Origin of the sequence: Salinigranum salinum, from assembly GCF_009176545.1 — an archaeon.
GTDB lineage: Archaea > Halobacteriota > Halobacteria > Halobacteriales > Haloferacaceae > Salinigranum > Salinigranum salinum.
This window is the reverse complement of sequence record NZ_VTOJ01000001.1, coordinates 941,403-956,156: the sequence shown is the minus strand read 5'-3', so window position 1 is coordinate 956,156 and position 14,754 is coordinate 941,403. Positions and strand designations below refer to the sequence as shown.

At 67.7% G+C, this 14,754-nt stretch carries 14 protein-coding genes; 6 read left to right on the top strand and 8 right to left on the bottom strand.

Annotated features, from left to right (window positions below; genetic code table 11):
* Positions 1 to 822 carry an ATP-binding cassette domain-containing protein gene (locus tag FZP69_RS04535; RefSeq protein ID WP_152040158.1) on the bottom strand — a complete coding sequence of 274 codons (822 nt, stop codon included), beginning with the start codon at positions 820 to 822 and terminating at the stop codon, positions 1 to 3.
* A 39-nt stretch (positions 823 to 861) separates the two neighbouring features.
* Positions 862 to 2,085, bottom strand: a complete 1,224-nt coding sequence (locus FZP69_RS04530) for a substrate-binding domain-containing protein (RefSeq protein ID WP_204959906.1) — start codon at positions 2,083 to 2,085, stop codon at positions 862 to 864.
* Positions 2,086 to 2,234: 149 nt separating this feature from the next.
* Between FZP69_RS04530 and gfo6 the strand changes: the two genes are divergently transcribed.
* Positions 2,235 to 3,305, top strand: coding sequence for a D-xylose 1-dehydrogenase Gfo6 (gene gfo6, locus FZP69_RS04525; RefSeq protein WP_152040157.1), 1,071 nt, complete (start codon positions 2,235 to 2,237; stop codon positions 3,303 to 3,305).
* Positions 3,306 to 3,445: 140 nt separating this feature from the next.
* On the opposite strand, the gene FZP69_RS04520 is transcribed toward gfo6, so the two are convergent.
* Positions 3,446 to 4,231, bottom strand: a complete 786-nt coding sequence (locus FZP69_RS04520) for an SDR family NAD(P)-dependent oxidoreductase (RefSeq protein ID WP_152040156.1) — start codon at positions 4,229 to 4,231, stop codon at positions 3,446 to 3,448.
* 156 nt (positions 4,232 to 4,387) lie between these two features.
* Between FZP69_RS04520 and rbsD the strand changes: the two genes are divergently transcribed.
* The 3 genes from rbsD (at position 4,388) to FZP69_RS04505 (ending at position 7,266) form a co-directional block, all read left to right on the top strand.
* Positions 4,388 to 4,876 carry a D-ribose pyranase gene (rbsD, locus tag FZP69_RS04515; RefSeq protein ID WP_152040155.1) on the top strand — a complete coding sequence of 163 codons (489 nt, stop codon included), beginning with the start codon at positions 4,388 to 4,390 and terminating at the stop codon, positions 4,874 to 4,876.
* A 329-nt stretch (positions 4,877 to 5,205) separates the two neighbouring features.
* The gene (locus FZP69_RS04510) at positions 5,206 to 5,964 is read left to right on the top strand and encodes an enoyl-CoA hydratase/isomerase family protein (RefSeq protein WP_152040154.1); all 759 of its coding nucleotides are present in this window, start codon (positions 5,206 to 5,208) and stop codon (positions 5,962 to 5,964) included.
* 105 nt (positions 5,965 to 6,069) lie between these two features.
* Complete coding sequence (locus FZP69_RS04505; RefSeq protein ID WP_192918464.1) at positions 6,070 to 7,266, top strand: CaiB/BaiF CoA transferase family protein; 1,197 nt, start codon at positions 6,070 to 6,072, stop codon at positions 7,264 to 7,266.
* 81 nt (positions 7,267 to 7,347) lie between these two features.
* On the opposite strand, the gene FZP69_RS04500 is transcribed toward FZP69_RS04505, so the two are convergent.
* From FZP69_RS04500 to FZP69_RS04495, 3 genes are read right to left on the bottom strand one after another with little or no spacing between them, the layout of a single operon-like run.
* On the bottom strand, positions 7,348 to 8,280 hold the full coding sequence (locus tag FZP69_RS04500) for a ribokinase (protein WP_152040152.1): 933 nt from the start codon (positions 8,278 to 8,280) through the stop codon (positions 7,348 to 7,350).
* Positions 8,267 to 8,407: a hypothetical protein gene (locus FZP69_RS22365; RefSeq protein WP_192918463.1), complete on the bottom strand. Its 141-nt coding sequence runs from the start codon at positions 8,405 to 8,407 to the stop codon at positions 8,267 to 8,269. Before FZP69_RS22365 ends, FZP69_RS04500 begins: the two co-directional genes overlap by 14 nt.
* A 57-nt stretch (positions 8,408 to 8,464) precedes the next feature.
* Complete coding sequence (locus FZP69_RS04495; protein WP_152040151.1) at positions 8,465 to 9,073, bottom strand: hypothetical protein; 609 nt, start codon at positions 9,071 to 9,073, stop codon at positions 8,465 to 8,467.
* A gap of 116 nt (positions 9,074 to 9,189) precedes the next feature.
* Here FZP69_RS04495 and FZP69_RS04490 point away from each other — a divergent pair, with 116 nt between their 5' ends.
* Positions 9,190 to 10,335 carry a mandelate racemase/muconate lactonizing enzyme family protein gene (locus FZP69_RS04490; RefSeq protein ID WP_152040150.1) on the top strand — a complete coding sequence of 382 codons (1,146 nt, stop codon included), beginning with the start codon at positions 9,190 to 9,192 and terminating at the stop codon, positions 10,333 to 10,335.
* 3 nt (positions 10,336 to 10,338) lie between these two features.
* Here the strand turns inward: FZP69_RS04490 and FZP69_RS04485 are convergent, their stop codons facing one another.
* Positions 10,339 to 11,313 carry an MBL fold metallo-hydrolase gene (locus FZP69_RS04485; RefSeq protein ID WP_152040149.1) on the bottom strand — a complete coding sequence of 325 codons (975 nt, stop codon included), beginning with the start codon at positions 11,311 to 11,313 and terminating at the stop codon, positions 10,339 to 10,341.
* Positions 11,314 to 12,089: 776 nt separating this feature from the next.
* On the opposite strand from FZP69_RS04485, the gene FZP69_RS04480 reads away from it, so the two are divergent.
* A complete protein-coding gene (locus tag FZP69_RS04480) occupies positions 12,090 to 13,265 on the top strand; it encodes a mandelate racemase/muconate lactonizing enzyme family protein (RefSeq protein ID WP_152040148.1) in 1,176 nt (391 codons plus the stop codon).
* A gap of 107 nt (positions 13,266 to 13,372) precedes the next feature.
* Here FZP69_RS04480 and FZP69_RS04475 read toward each other — a convergent pair whose 3' ends face one another.
* Complete coding sequence (locus FZP69_RS04475; RefSeq protein WP_152040147.1) at positions 13,373 to 14,239, bottom strand: fumarylacetoacetate hydrolase family protein; 867 nt, start codon at positions 14,237 to 14,239, stop codon at positions 13,373 to 13,375.
* Between the last annotated feature and the right edge of the window lie 515 nt (positions 14,240 to 14,754).

Here is a 14,754-nt window from a genome sequence, read left to right as displayed (position 1 = left end):
TCAGGCGACCTCCCCGCCGTCGGCGACCGCAGTCTCGTCGCCCTCGTCACCGAGGTCGAGGATCTCCTCGCCGTCCTCGACGCCCATCATCATCGAGACGATCTCCTCGCGGTCGGTCTCCTCGGCGTCGCGCGTCCCCATCAGGCGGCCCTGCGCGAGCACGCTGATGCGGTCGGCGGTCGCCAGCACCTGGCGAATGTTGTGGCTGATGAGGATGATGGTGATCCCCTGCGAACGCAGGTCGTCGACGACCCGGAGCACGTTGCGGACGCCCTCGATCGAGAGCGCGCTCGTCGGCTCGTCCATGATGAGGATGTCCGGGTTCGACTGCAGCGCGCGAGCGATGGCGACCGCCTGCTGCTGACCGCCCGAGAGGTTACGGACCTTCGCCTCGGGGTCGATGGGGATGTTCACCCGGTCGAGTGCCTTCTCGGCTTCCCGCATCATGTGCTCCTCGTCGACGAACCCGAACAGGCGACCGAGGAGGTCGTCCCGGACCGCCTCGTGGCCGAGGAACACGTTCGCGGCGACGCTCTGTGCCCGTGCGAGCGCCAGGTCCTGGTAGACGGTCTCGATGCCCGCCTGTCGGGCGTCGTTGTAGTTGCTGAACGAGGTCTCCTCCCCGCGGAGGACGATCTCGCCGTCGGTCGGCTGCAGGACGCCGCACAGCATCTTGATCATCGTCGACTTGCCGGCCCCGTTGTCGCCGACGAGGGCGAGCACCTCACCCTTCCTGACGTCGAGCGAGACGGACTGTACTGCCTTGACGCTCCCGAAGTGCTTCGAGAGGTTTCTGGTCTCGATTATTTTCTCTGATGACATATTTGAGTGAATCCCCGTGAGGGGCGCGTTAGCGACCGTCTACGACTGCTGCCACTCGCGCAGCGTGCCCCAGTCGGAGCGACGCTGTGCGAACTCGATGTTGCTGGTGTCGATGACTTCCGCACCCGTCGGGTAGTTCTTCGCCGGGATTCCCCGGTCGAGGTACTGGAACATCTGGTTCGTCGGAACGTACCCCTGCGAGTAGGGGTCCTGCCCGATGGTGAACTTGAGTATCTCGTCCGAGATGTGCTCGAGCGTCTGGCCCGTCAGGTCGAACCCGCCGCCGACGATGTCGTCCTCGGCGCCCTGGTTGGCGATCGCGTCACCGATGAACCAGGTGAACGCGTCGGTGCCGATGATCCCGTCGACGTTCGGGTTGGCGGTGATGTGGTTCTCCAGCGTGGAGACACCCTCGGAGGCCTGCCCGGTGTAGTTGACCATCTGGGTCAGTTCGAGATCGGAGTTCTGTCTGATCGCGAGCTCCATCCCGCGCGAGCGGTTCGCGGAGAAACTCGCCCCCGGACAGCACGTCCCGATGGTGACCGTCGTGGCGTCGTCGGGGAGCCGTTCGAGGAGCGCGAGCCCACAGACGTAGCCGGCACCGACCTGGCCCTGGCCGGTGTACGCGAGCGCACGGCCGAACTTCTCGCGCATCTGGTCGCGCGTGAGCGGGTTCGTGTTGTACGTCACCACGGGGATGTCGTTCTCGAACGCCCGCGGGATGGTGTTGTTGTACGCGTTCTGATCGACGATGGTCGTCGCGATGGCGTCCGGCCCGGAGTCGATCGCCGACTCGATGAGTTCGACCTGTCGGGTGACGTCGAAGCCGCTCGTCGGGCCCGTGAACGTCGCCTCCCAGCCGAGCTGACGGGCGGCGTCGTGCAGACCGGCGATGGTCGGCACGAAGAACGAGGTACTCGCGTCGTGCGTGACCATCGTGATGGAGCGACTCGGCGGGGCGCTGCTGTAGTTGAGCTCCGTCGGCGGCGGCGTGAGGTTGATGAGCTGGTAGTTCGGCACCTCACTGTCGCCGCCACCACCGCCGCCGTCGCCGCTGTCGCCGTCACCGCTCTCGGTCTGTTCCTGTGCCTCGTTGGTCGTCATCTCGGTGGCCGTGCCCGGCCCTTCGCCCTGCTGGGCCCCACATCCCGCGAGGCCGGTGAGCGCACCGGCGCTCACTGCAGCCGAGACCTGTTTCAGCAGACTTCGCCGTGAGACACCGGCACCAACCGTAATCTCGATGACATCGTCACGAGCTGGCATGGAACAGTTGACTGACGGGATTTATATAAATGTTTGCAAACGTTTGTGAGAGACGGTCGCACCGCCTGTCGGAAACCGGTCGGCGTCGAGTGCGTGGTCCGTGGCGCGGGGCACAACACCTATCACACCGCGTTCGGTACTGCCCACGGATGTCGATACGATCGTACTTCGATTCGTTCACCGAGCGAGACTGGGATCGACTAGACGAGACGGAGCCCGTCCGCTTCGCGCTCGTCGGGCTCGGCTGGTGGGTGCTCGAACAGGCGATGCCGGCCATCGCCGAGAGCGACTACTGCGAGACGAGCGTCCTGGTGAGCCGGTCGGCCGAGAAGGCCGCCGACGCCGCCGCCGACCACGACGGCGTCGAGGGGATCTCCGCGGAGGCGTACCACGCGGGCGACCACGCCGACCAGTACGACGCGGTGTACGTCTGCACGCCGAACGCGACCCACCTCGACTACGTCGAGAGCGCCGCCGAACAGGAGAAGGCGGTCCTGTGCGAGAAGCCGATGGAGGCGTCGAGCGACCGTGCCGAACGGCTCATCGCGGCCTGTGACGAGGCGGACGTCTTCCTGTACATCGCCTACCGGATGCACACGGAGCCGGCGGTCAGACGGGCGAAGGAACTCGTCGACGAGGGGTTCATCGGCGACCCGGTCCAGATCCACGGCGGGATGTCCGGTCCGCTACTCGAACTCGTCCCGGACGAGAACCAGTGGCGGCTGAACGCCGACCTCGCGGGAGGGTGTTCGATGATCGACATCGGCATCTACCCGCTGAACACCGCCCGGTTCGTCCTCGACGCCGACCCGACCGCGGTGTACGGCGTCACCCACACGCTCCATCCGGCGTTCGAGGAGGTGGACGAGCGCGTCTCCTTCACCGCCGAGTTCCCGAATGACGTCGACGCGGTCTGCACGGCGACGCACAACGCGTACGCGTCGAGTCACCTCCGCATCCTCGGGACCGAGGGTGAGCTGATCCTCGACCCGATCTTCTACCCGTGGCAGGACCGCGAGGTGACGCTCCGCGGGCACGGCGTCGGCGGCGACATCTCCTTCGAGCAGGCGAACCAGATGACCGAGGAGTTCGACTACGTGGCGACCTGCATCCGGACCGAGACGGAACCGGTAGCGACTGGTCGACACGGCCTCGTCGACATGCGGGCCATCGAGGCCATCTACGAGTCGGCGGAGACGGGCGAACGCGTCACCCTCTGAACCGCTGACTCGGGGCCGACGACGACCGCGCCGGGTTCGGCACCCGTCCCCCGATGATCCGGACACCGCCCGACGACCCCGAGACTGCCCGGCGATGACGATCCAGACACCGCCCGTGCGTTCCGGCTCTCCGGGGCGTCTCAGAGCCGGTGTGCCGTCCAGCCGCCGTCGACGTGGAGCTGCTCGCCCGTGACGAACGACGCCTCGTCGCTGGCGAGGAAGACGGCCGCGTCGCCGACGTCTCGCGGCAGCCCGAACCGCGGGAGGAGCGTCTGGTGGGTCATCTTCTCGACGTCCTCCTCCGTGAGGTAGTCCTGGATCGGCGTCTCGATGAAGCCGGGGTTGATACAGTTGACGCGTACGTTCTCCGCGCCGAGTTCCGTCGCGAGGTCGCGCGTGAGGTTCACCACGCCGGCTTTCGACGCCGCGTACGGCGGCCCGCCGCCGCCCTCCGAGGCGTTGACGGAGCCGACGTTGATGATGCTCCCCTCGGATTCGACGAGATGCGGGATGGCGAACTTCGCGCAGTAGAACGTCCCGTCGAGGTCGACGCCCGTCACGTCGTTCCACGTCTCGACCGAGATCTCCCGCGCCCCGCCGGGGACGTAGATACCGGCGTTGTTCACCACCACGTCGATGCCACCGTAGGTGTCGACCGTGGTCTCGACCATCGCCGCCACGCTCTCGGGGTCCGAGACGTCCGTCTCGACGTAGATCGCGTCGCCCGGCGTCTCCGCCGTGATGAGTTCGTCGGTCGGCGTCGTCACGTCCGTGTCGTACCGCTCGCCCCGTTTCGGCTCCCGGGTGACGTCCGCGACGACGACGTTCGCGCCCTCCTCGCCGAACCGGAGCGCCACGCCGCGGCCGATCCCGCTGGCGGCCCCGGTCACGATCACGGTCCGTCCACTGTGTCGATCTGCCTGCATGTCAGTCGAATCGACGGCGACCGTCTTAATTGTGGCTGGCGTGCCGCGTCGGCCCCCTCCGGGGTGTGTCGCGTCGTCGGTCGCCAGGTCTCGTCTGCCTGGCCGGAGTCCGGTCGGGGGATACTTTCATGCAGGCCCCGGTCGCATGACCACCGTATGAAACGAGACGACACCTCGATCCTGAACGCCGAACTCGCCGGCGCGATCGCTGCGATGGGTCACACGGACGTGTTGATGATCGTCGACGCGGGCTTTCCCATCCCCGACGACGCGAACCGGATCGACCTCGCGCTCACGCGGGGGATCCCGACCATCGAACAGGTGTTGACCGCGGTCGACGACGAACTCATCGCCGAGCGGGTGCTGTACGCCGACGACGTGCCGGAGATGAACCCGCCGCTCGACCGCCTCGTCAACGAGGTCTACGGCGAAGGGTCGGGCACGGAGGTCGACACCATCCCACACGAGGACGTACTCGCGTACGGTTCTGAAGCGAAAGCCATCGTCCGGACGGGCGACTTCAACCCCTGGGGGAACATCGTCATCCAGTGCGGCACCGACCCGAAGGCGTGGTTCGCCGACGACGAGGTGTCGATGCCGCCGGCCTACGAGGAACGGTACACCGAGATGTACGGCGAGGAGTGACGGGGACGACCGTCGACTCGTCGACGACGGTGGGTGCCCCCGGCCGCGGGCGCGAGGATCCACGCGATCCACGGGGGTGTACTCGAACGCCTCCGGCATACTGTCGTGGGCGGGCACCGGGACGGAGCCGTCCTCGAACGTCCGTGCTGGGCGTGCGACGGATTGACCGACAGGAGGACACCTCCGGGACCCACCGTTTTTCACCCGGGATCTGACAGGAGGATCGCTGCACACGACCGGAGAAACCCCCCTGCTCGGCGCACACCGCCTCCCTGTCCGGACGTCCCCCCTGCCGATGGGTATATTACCTGACTCGTTCAGGTAGGGGTATGAGCGACGACCTCCTGTTCGACATCGAGGGCCAGACTGCGACGATCACGCTCAACCGCCCGAACCGGCTCAATGCGCTCGCCGAATCCACGTGGGCGGGCCTCAGGGACGCGCTCGTCGCGGCGGACGAGGATCGGGACGTTCGCGTCGTGGTCCTGCAGGGTGCGGGCAAGGCGTTCTGCTCCGGCGACGACATCGGCGACTTCGAGTTCGAGACGGCCGGCGACGCTCGCGCGTACGCCAGACACATCATGTCGTGTGGACTGACGATCGAACGCATCGAGACGCCCGTCATCGCCAAGGTCGACGGGCTCGCCCACGGCGGTGGATGCGAACTCGCGGTCATCCCGGACGTGACGATCGCCACCGAGAACGCCTCGTTCCGGCTTCCCGAGTCGCTCGTCGGGGCCGTCCCCGGGATCGGAATGATGCGATTTCCGCAGTTGATCGGCCTGAAGCGGACACGCGAGTTGATGCTCACGAACAGGGAGCTGTCGGTCGAGGAGGCCTACGACTACGGACTGGTCAACGAAGTCGTCTCGTCCGAGGAGATCGACGACGTCGTCGCCGACCGGGCCGAGGCGATCGCCAGCACGGCCCCGATGTCCGCCCGGCTGATCAAACGCATCCTCAACTCCCGACTCGGTGACGAAGCCGAAGCGGTGAACGCACTGACGCTCATCTTCAGCATGGACGACGTGCTCGAAGGGATGGACGCGTTCTTCAGCGACCGCGACCCGGAGTGGTCGGACAACTGATCGCGTCGAACCCATCGCGTCGGTGTGTGTTCCCGACAGTCCCGGGTAGACGGTGGCTCGGTCGGTACCGGAAGAGTTAATCCGTGCATGCGGGTGTGTCTCACTATGCGACCGCTTGACGACATCAAGATCGCCGATTTTACGCAGTTGATGGCCGGCGCGTGGGCAGCGCAGAAACTCGGTGACATGGGCGCGGACGTGATCAAGATCGAACCCCCGCACGGCGAGCCGCAGCGTCGGATGACTTACTGCGGGGAGTATCTCGATGGGGAGGGGTTCGGCTACCTCACGATGAACCGCAGCAAACGAAGCGTCGTCCTGGACCTGAAGTCCGACGGTGGCAAGGAGGCCGCAGAGCGGATCGTCGCGGACGCCGACGTGGTGATGCACAACTTCAGGCCGGGCACGATGGAGCGGCTGGGGTTCGGCTACGAGGACGTGGTCGAGTACAACGAGAACGTCGTCTACGTCCACGTCTCCGGCTACGGGTCGACCGGACCGTACGCCGACCGTCCGGGGCAGGACATGATCTACCAGGCCGTGAGCGGGCTCGCGGCCAACACCGGTCGAGCGGACGACCCACCGACACCGGCCGGGACGTCGGTCGTCGACGAGCACACGGGCACCCTCGCGGCGATGCATACGCTACAGGCGCTCTACTACCGGGCAAGGACCGGCACGGGGCAGAAGGTGGAGACGTCGCTGTTCGATGCGGCGATCGACTTCCAGTGTAACGAACTCACGTACGCCATGAACACGGGTGAGGACCTCGATCGCGGCGAGAAGACACACGGACACCCGTACCTCTACCCCCCCTACGGGATCTACGAGACCGCGGATGGCTACGCGGCCATCGGGATGGCCCCAATGGACGACATCGCGGACGTGCTCGACGACGACGCCCTCCGGGAGTACGGTGACCAGGCGGAGCTGTTCGCCCGCCGCGACGAGGTCCACGACCGTATCGAGGAGTCGACCCAGGAGTGGCGCACGACCGACCTGATCGACGCACTCGTCGACGCCGACGTACAGGCGAACGCCGTGGGCCAGTCGTCCGACGTCGAGTCCCACCCGCAGGCCCAGCACAACGACATGGTCGTCGAACTCGACCACCCGGCTGGTGGACAGTTCAAGACGACGGGCGTCCCGGTGTCGTTGTCGGAGACGCCCGCCGAAGTCTCCCGGTCGCCCCCTACCTTCGGCGAGCACACGCGGGACGTGCTCGTCGAGCACGGATACGACGAGGAGGAGGTCGAGTCACTCGTCGCGGACGAGGCGGCGGTCACCGCCGATCACACGTAGGGTCCCGGTGTCGTCACGCGGGGGACGCCGCTCGGACGGTCACACGACCGCCCGACCGCGGCGAGGGGACAGCGTGACTCTCTACTCGCCGACGAGCGCCGCGACCGTCTCGCGGTCGGGGAGGCCCGGGATGACCTCGGCCGCGGTCGTCGCGAGCGCGCCCGCGGCGCACGCGAAGCGCGTGGCCCGGCCGATGGGCAGCCCCTCGGAGAGCGCGACCGCGAGGGCGGCGTTGAACGAGTCGCCCGCGCCGGTCGTGTCCACGACGTCGACGTCGAACGAGTCGACGGCCTCGATCCCGCCGTCGGTGACGACGAGCGCGCCCGCGGCCCCGCGGGTCATCACGACGGTGTCGACGCCGAGCGCGCGGAGGTCGGCGGCGACGCTCTCGTCGTCGCGGTCGGCGTCGGGGTCCAGTCCGAGCATGAGCCGGGCCTCGTTCTGGTTCGGGGTGAGGTAGTCGACGCGTTCGAGCACTGCCGCCGGGAGTTCGCGGGCGGGCGCGGGGTTCAACACGACGTCTGCTCCAGCCGCCGAGGCGGTCCGCACGGCGGCCTCGATCGGTTCGTCGCCGACCTCGAGCTGACAGAGCAGGGCGTCGACGCCGGCGAACTCCGACGAGGCCGCGTCGATGGCCGCGGCGTCGAGCGCGTCGTTCGCGCCGGGGGCGACGGTGATCTCGTTCTCGCCGTCCTCGCTCACGATGACGAAGCCGACCCCGGTGTGCGTCTCGGGGTTGCGCGTCACGTGCGTCGCGTCGACGCCCTCCCGGTCCCACAGGGCGAACGCGTCGTCGGCGTAGCTGTCGTCGCCGACCTGGCCGACGAACGTCGCCTCGCCGCCGAGGCGGGCGACACCGATCGCCTGGTTCGATCCCTTGCCGCCGGGACCCTCGGCGAAGGAGTCGCCGAGGACGGTCTCGCCGGGCGTCGGAAAGCGTGGCACGACCATCGTCAGCCCGACGTTGTAACTGCCGACGACGGCGATTCGTGGGGACGGTTCAGTACTCGCCATCGTCGACGCCTCCGGTGTCGGTCTCGACGCCGCAGGGCGCGTCGAGGCGTTCCGCGTCCGCAGCCGCATTGACGGGCGCGTACTGGATCAGACCGGCGACTTCCCGAATCCGTGAGGAGCGTACCATGATGGACCGACCCACGCGAGGACTCGGCAAAAGCGTTGTGTCCCCCCGACTGGCGGGTCAGCCGAGTCGCCACCGGATCGTGGCCTCCCCGACGACCACCTCGACGACGGTCGCCGCGGGATCGAAGTCGGGGGCGACGTTGCAGAGCCACCCGGCCGCGCGGGTGCCTGCCGGTGCCGCGTCCGGGAACGCGCCCGCGTCCTTCATCGCCTGTCGGTAGCTGGGCAGGTCGTCGCCGTCGTGACGGAACGACAGCGGCGGGTGGGCGTACGAGGTGCCGAGCCGGGCGATGGGGAGTGCGTCCCCGCGTGCGAACAGGGTGACGTCGCCCGGGCCGTCGACGGCGCGGGCCGGGAATTCACGAGGGGCGTCGGCCGCGTTCTCGACCGCGAGCCGGGTGAGGACGACCGTCTCGCCGTCACCGGCGACGGTCGCTTTCTCGACCGGTTCCCCACAAGGACAGTCGTAGACGCGGCCGACCCGGGCCGCGGTCCGGACGTCCGTGACGGCGACGCGGAGCCCTGCGGCGGTCGCGACGTCGCCCACCGTCCGGTCGACGTCGGACGCGGTGGGGCCGGAGGCGAACGCGGATCCGCCGAGACAGCCGGCGGTGCCCGCCACCGCCAGCCCGACCGACGCGAGGACCGTCCTGCGCTGCATCGTCATACACGCTCCTGTCGGGCAGGCGGCTTAACTGTTCGGCGGGCGCGGCGCGGGGGTGGCTGGCAAGCGCCCCCGACCGGCACCCGAAGGGTAATGTGGGCCGGGGGTGTGCACCGGCCATGGAAGTCACCGCGATCCACGTCCACACGCTCTCGCTCGACGAGGTCGAGGGCGAGAAGGCCGACGGCTCCCAGGACGCCTGCGTCATCGAGATCGAGACCGACGAGGGGATCACGGGCGTCGGCGAGGCCGACTCCTCGCCCGCCGTGATGAACGCCGTGGTGAACGCGCCGGTCTCCCACGACAAGAGCAAGGGGCTGAAACACGTGGTACTCGGGCGCGACCCGTTCGACGTCGAGGCCATCTGGAACGATATGTACGAGGCGTCGTACTTCTACGGCCGGAAGGGGGCGGCGATCAACGCCATGAGCGGGATCGACATGGCGCTGTGGGACGTCATGGGCAAGGCGACGGGCCGGCCGGTGTACCAGCTCCTCGGTGGCAAACACCGCGACGAGGTGCGGGCGTACGCGTCGACGCTCTTCCCCGCCGACCCCACGAACACCGAACACATGCGCCGGGAGGCACGCGACGCCCTCGACGACGGCTTCACCGCGATCAAGTTCGGCTGGGGTGGGTTCGGGCGGCGTCGAGCGGACGACGTCGCCCTCGTGGGCGCGGCGCGCGAGGAACTCGGTCCCGAGTTCGACATCATGGTCGACGCAGGGATGATCTGGCAGGACGACGTGAAGGGTGGCATCCGCACGACGAACGCCGTCGACGAGGCCCACGACATCTTCTGGATCGAGGAGCCCGTCTTCGCCGACAACGTCGACGGCTACCGCCGGTTCAGCCGCGCGTGCGAGACGCGGGTGGTCGGCGGCGAGGAGGAGTACACGGTGTACGGCTTCCGCGACTTCGTCGACCGCGGCGAGGTCGACGGCGTCCAGCCCGACGTCGCCCGCTCGGGCGGGATCACCCACATGGAGAAGATCGCCACACTGGCCGCCGAGCGCGGGATCCCCCTCTACCCGCACGGCTACAGCACGAACCTCATCATCGCGGCGAACCTCCACCTCATCGCGGCGAACCGCAACGCGCCCCTGCTGGAGTACTGCGTGGAGGACTCGCCGCTCCGCTGGGACGTCACCGTGGAGGACTTCCCCGTCGAGGACGGGACGGTGCAGGTCCCCGAGGAGCCCGGCCTGGGCGTGACGCTCGACCGCGACACGCTCGACCGCTACCGGACGGACTTCGCGTTCTGATCCTCAGTCGGTGCGTCGCCACGCTACGACGCCGTCGACGGCCGTCGTCTCCAGGTCGCCCCGGCGAGCGTGGTCGGTGTAATGCGCTGACAGCGGGAACGCGAGGTCGTCGTCGAGCCCGAAGCTCCCGCGGCGGTCGACCACCGCGTCGATCGCCTCGCGGAGCGTGATCGTCCCGTGGTCGTCGAGCACGTCGAGCGCGAGCGTCTCGATCTCGCGGACGAACGCGAGCGACTCCTCGACGAAGTCGTCGATCTCGTCGCCGCGCAACACGTCGTAGTGGGTGAACGACAGCACGTCGGGATCGAGCGCCTCGACGTATCGGATCGACTGTTCGTACGCCGGGTACAGGTAGTACGGCGGCGGCTGGAGGTACTCGCCGTCGACGTCGAACAGTCCCCGGCCGAAGAAGCCGTCGCCGCCGAGCACGACGTCGTGGGTCGGGTCGTATAGCATCAGGTGGCCCGCGGTGTGCCCGGGCGTGTGGAGCGTCCGCATCGTGCGGTCCGCGAGGCGGAGCTCCTCGCCGCCGGTGAAGCGGAGGTCGATCGGTTCGTCGGGACCGAGCATCCCCCGGAGCCAGTCGTACACCTCCTCGTCGTAGCGGATGCCGTGGTCGGCGGCGAACATCGAGTGCCGTTCGTCGATCATCCGCTCGCCCGACTCCATCAGCGGCGCGTCCGCCGCGTGGGCCGCGCTGACGACGGTCCCCGCGTGCGATCGCAGGTCGTGGAGGCCGCCGTGGTGGTCGGGGTCGACGTGGGTGACGAGCGCCATCGACACGTCGTCCCACGCCCGGCCCTGTTCCTCGAGAAACGGGCCGTAGACGTCCGTCGGTGCGGTGGCGAACCCCGGATCGACGACGGCGAGACCGGATCGTCCCTCGACGACGTGGTAGCCGTGCATCTTGCCGTCCTCGACCGTTTCGAGTCGGTGCACCCCGGGTGCCAGTTCGAACGACTCCTGCAACGTGGCCATGGATCCAATGCACGGAGACGGGCGATAACTGTTCGGGTCAAGCTGTCGACACGCGTGGGAGACGAACCGGACGATCACCGGCCGCGACCGTGCACCACGACGCACTGCCCAGTCGACCGCACGAATCGCCACTTTCGTTCGGCATCGTCGCACGTCCGAGAGAGATGACACCACGTGTCGTGGGACGATCCGTCGAAGCCGTCGACACCAAGATCCGAACGTCCCGTCGGGTTCGTGTCCGGATCGGACGCCGTGGATCGGTGCGGCCGCTCTCGAGACGAAGGACACACTGCAGCGGCGGGAACGCGCGACGGACGGCGGGCGACGGCGGTGTCGACGAACGGTGACACCGCGTGCAACGATACCGAACAGACTGAAGCCGTGACAGTTCGGCGATCGAACCGTCGAATCGTCACACGCCAGCGTGGTGTCGAAACGTGACCGCCACACAGAGAGATTACAGCAGTACGTGTGTAATCCCGATTCGTGACGTCGTCCCGCTCGAATCGGATCGACGGCCGGAAACGGCCGAGAACGTCGGAATTCTCCGATTCGAGCCGAGCACTCTCACTCGAATCCCGAGAGTGCTGAACGCGGGTGGAAGAGTGTGTTCATCGATAGTGAACATGCGGTCCGCAGACGTCGACCGGTCGACCGTGAGAGCGTGGAGACTTCCAGCCACGGGTGTCGCTCGTCGATCCCGATCTCGAGAGACACCGGGGCGTCGTGGTCGTCACGTACGCAGGTTTAATACCGCGTTCGGTCGTGGGAGTCGTATGTCAGACGTGCGTATCGTCGACGTGGAAACGTATCTCGTCGCGAACCCCTGGAAGCCCTGGGTGTTCGTCCGGCTGGAGACCGACGCGGGCGTCAGCGGTCTCGCCGAGGCGACGACGCTCAGCAAACCCCGCACGGTCGCCGCGGCGATCGACGAGATGTCGTCGTACTTCGTCGGGAAGGACCCGTTCGACACGGAGGCGATCTGGCTCGAGATGTACCGCGACGAGGTCTACTCCAAGAACGTGATCAACACCACGGTCTGTTCGGCGGTCGACACGGCGTGCTGGGACATCAAGGGGAAGCTCCTCGACAGACCCGCCTACGAGCTGCTCGGCGGGAGCGTCCACGGCGACCGGATCCCCGCGTACGCGAACGGGTGGTACACCGACGCCGACGGCGAGCCCGCGGGCTTCGCCGCGGCGGCCGAGCGGGTCGTCGACGACGGCTACGACGCGATGAAGTTCGACCCCTTCGGGGCCGCGTGGCAGCGCATGTCGAGACGGGAGCTGAACCACGCGGTCGACGTCGTCCGGGCAGTCCGCGAGGCCGTCGGTCCCGACGTCGACCTGCTCATCGAGGGTCACGGCCGCTTCACCGCCGGTCAGGCGCTCACCGTCGCGGACGAGCTCGCGGCGTTCGGACCCACGTGGTTCGAGGAACCGTGCCCGCCGGACTCGATCAACAGCCTGGCCGAGGTCGCGCGTCGATCGCCGATCCCCATCGCGACCGGCGAGCGCCACATGACCAAACACGACTTCTTCGAGCTCGTCACGCGCACGGACGTCGACGTCGTCCAGCCGGACATCATGAACACCGGTGGGCCCACGGAGGTGAAGAAGATCGCCGCCATCGCCGAGGCCGACCACGTGAGCGTCGCCCCCCACAGTCCCCAGGGGCCCGTCGCGACGGCGATCAACGCACACGTCGACACCGCCACCCCGAACTTCTTCATCCAGGAAGTGTTCCAGACCTACGACGTCGACTGGGTCGACGACCTGCTGACAGAGCCGATCCGGATCGAAGACGGCGAGATCGTCGTCCCCGACGGACCGGGGTTCGGGATCGAACTCGACGACGACGTCGTCCGCGAACACGCGTACACGGGTGACAACGTCGACACGATCAACCTCTTCAAGACGGGCTGGGAGAGACGCGCGAGCGATCGGCGGTAGTCGTCGGACACCGGCGGGGGTCGTGACGTCGGCGTGAGTCACGGGCCAGTACGGCCATCACTGGCGTCGAATCGACGAATCGAGACGGGGACACCGGAGCCGTGGGGTCACACCTCGACGACGGGGTTGGTGAGCGTGCCGATCCCCTCGATCTCGATCTCCACGACGTCCCCCACGGTGAGGTCGAACGACTCCTCCGGGACGAGCGAGGTGCCGGTGAGGAGCACCGCGAGTTCGGGAACCGCGTTGTGACGGGTGAAGTACGAGACGAGTTCCTCGCAGCTGCGGACCATCGTCCCTGTGTTCGTCTTGCCCTCGTAGACGATCTCGTCGTCACGGTGGATCCGCATCGACATCTCGAGGTCGTGTGGGTCGACGTCATCGGCCGGAACCACGCACGGTCCGAGGCTACAGCAGCGGTCGTACACCTTCGCCTGCGGGAGGTACAGCGGGTTCTGCCCCTCGATCGACCGGCTGCTCACGTCGTTGCCGATCGTGTAGCCGACGATCTCACCCCGCCGCAGGACGATCCCGAGTTCGGGCTCGGGGACGTCCCACTCGGAGTCGCCGCGGACCCCGATCGACTCGTTCGGTCCCACCGTCCGCGACGGCGTCGCCTTGAAGAAGATCTCCGGTCGCTCGGCGTCGTACACGTCCAGATACATGTCGGGCATCGAACTCTCGGCCTCGCGCGCCTCCTCGCTGATCTTGTAGGTGACGCCGGCGGCCCACACCTCGGAGGCGTCGACCGGGACCGTCGCCGTGCGTTCGACGTGTTCGGGGTCGATCGTCTCGGCGGTCTCCACGAGCCTGGCCGCGATCTCGTCGATAGCGGCTCCCGTCAGCGACGCCGCACGCGCCAGATCGCCGAACGACCGCAGGTCGGTGTCGACACTCGTCAGATCGTACGCCCGCGAACCGTCGGTCGCGGTGAGGCGACGTTCCCCCGCCACCGCTAGCTGGTGATAGCGCATCCTGTCTTCGCTTCGCAACACCCTTATATAAACTCTTGTGACCGTCTCGCACTGCTCGGACGTGGATCGAACCCGTCCGCGACCGGCGGGAGTCTCGCGGCACTGCACGCGCTCCGTGAGAGGACACGGACTCGACGGTTCGATGAGTAAGTAGTTCTAACTCGCCGTCCACGACGACGCGGCTTCGACGGCCGATCTCGGGGCGAGCGTCGAACGCCGTCGGAACACCCAGCGGGCGACCGTCGATCGACGCCGTCCCGCGTTCGGCCGACGCGGTCACTCCTTCGACACGGTCGCTCGTTCTGCAGGGACCGTCCCGTAACGGGTCGGTCTTCGGCGTGACGGACGTTCGGTCGGCGTCCGGAACCGAGGAGTACGGTTCGTCGCCGGCGTCGCTCGCCGAGCGGCGTGTTTGGAGACACGGGCGGGCGGCGTGCTCGGGGCGAGAAAAGAATTCCGAAAGTAATTTCTCGATTTGTGTCGCCAGATGAGAGCAGGTGGCGGCCGTCGGGTCG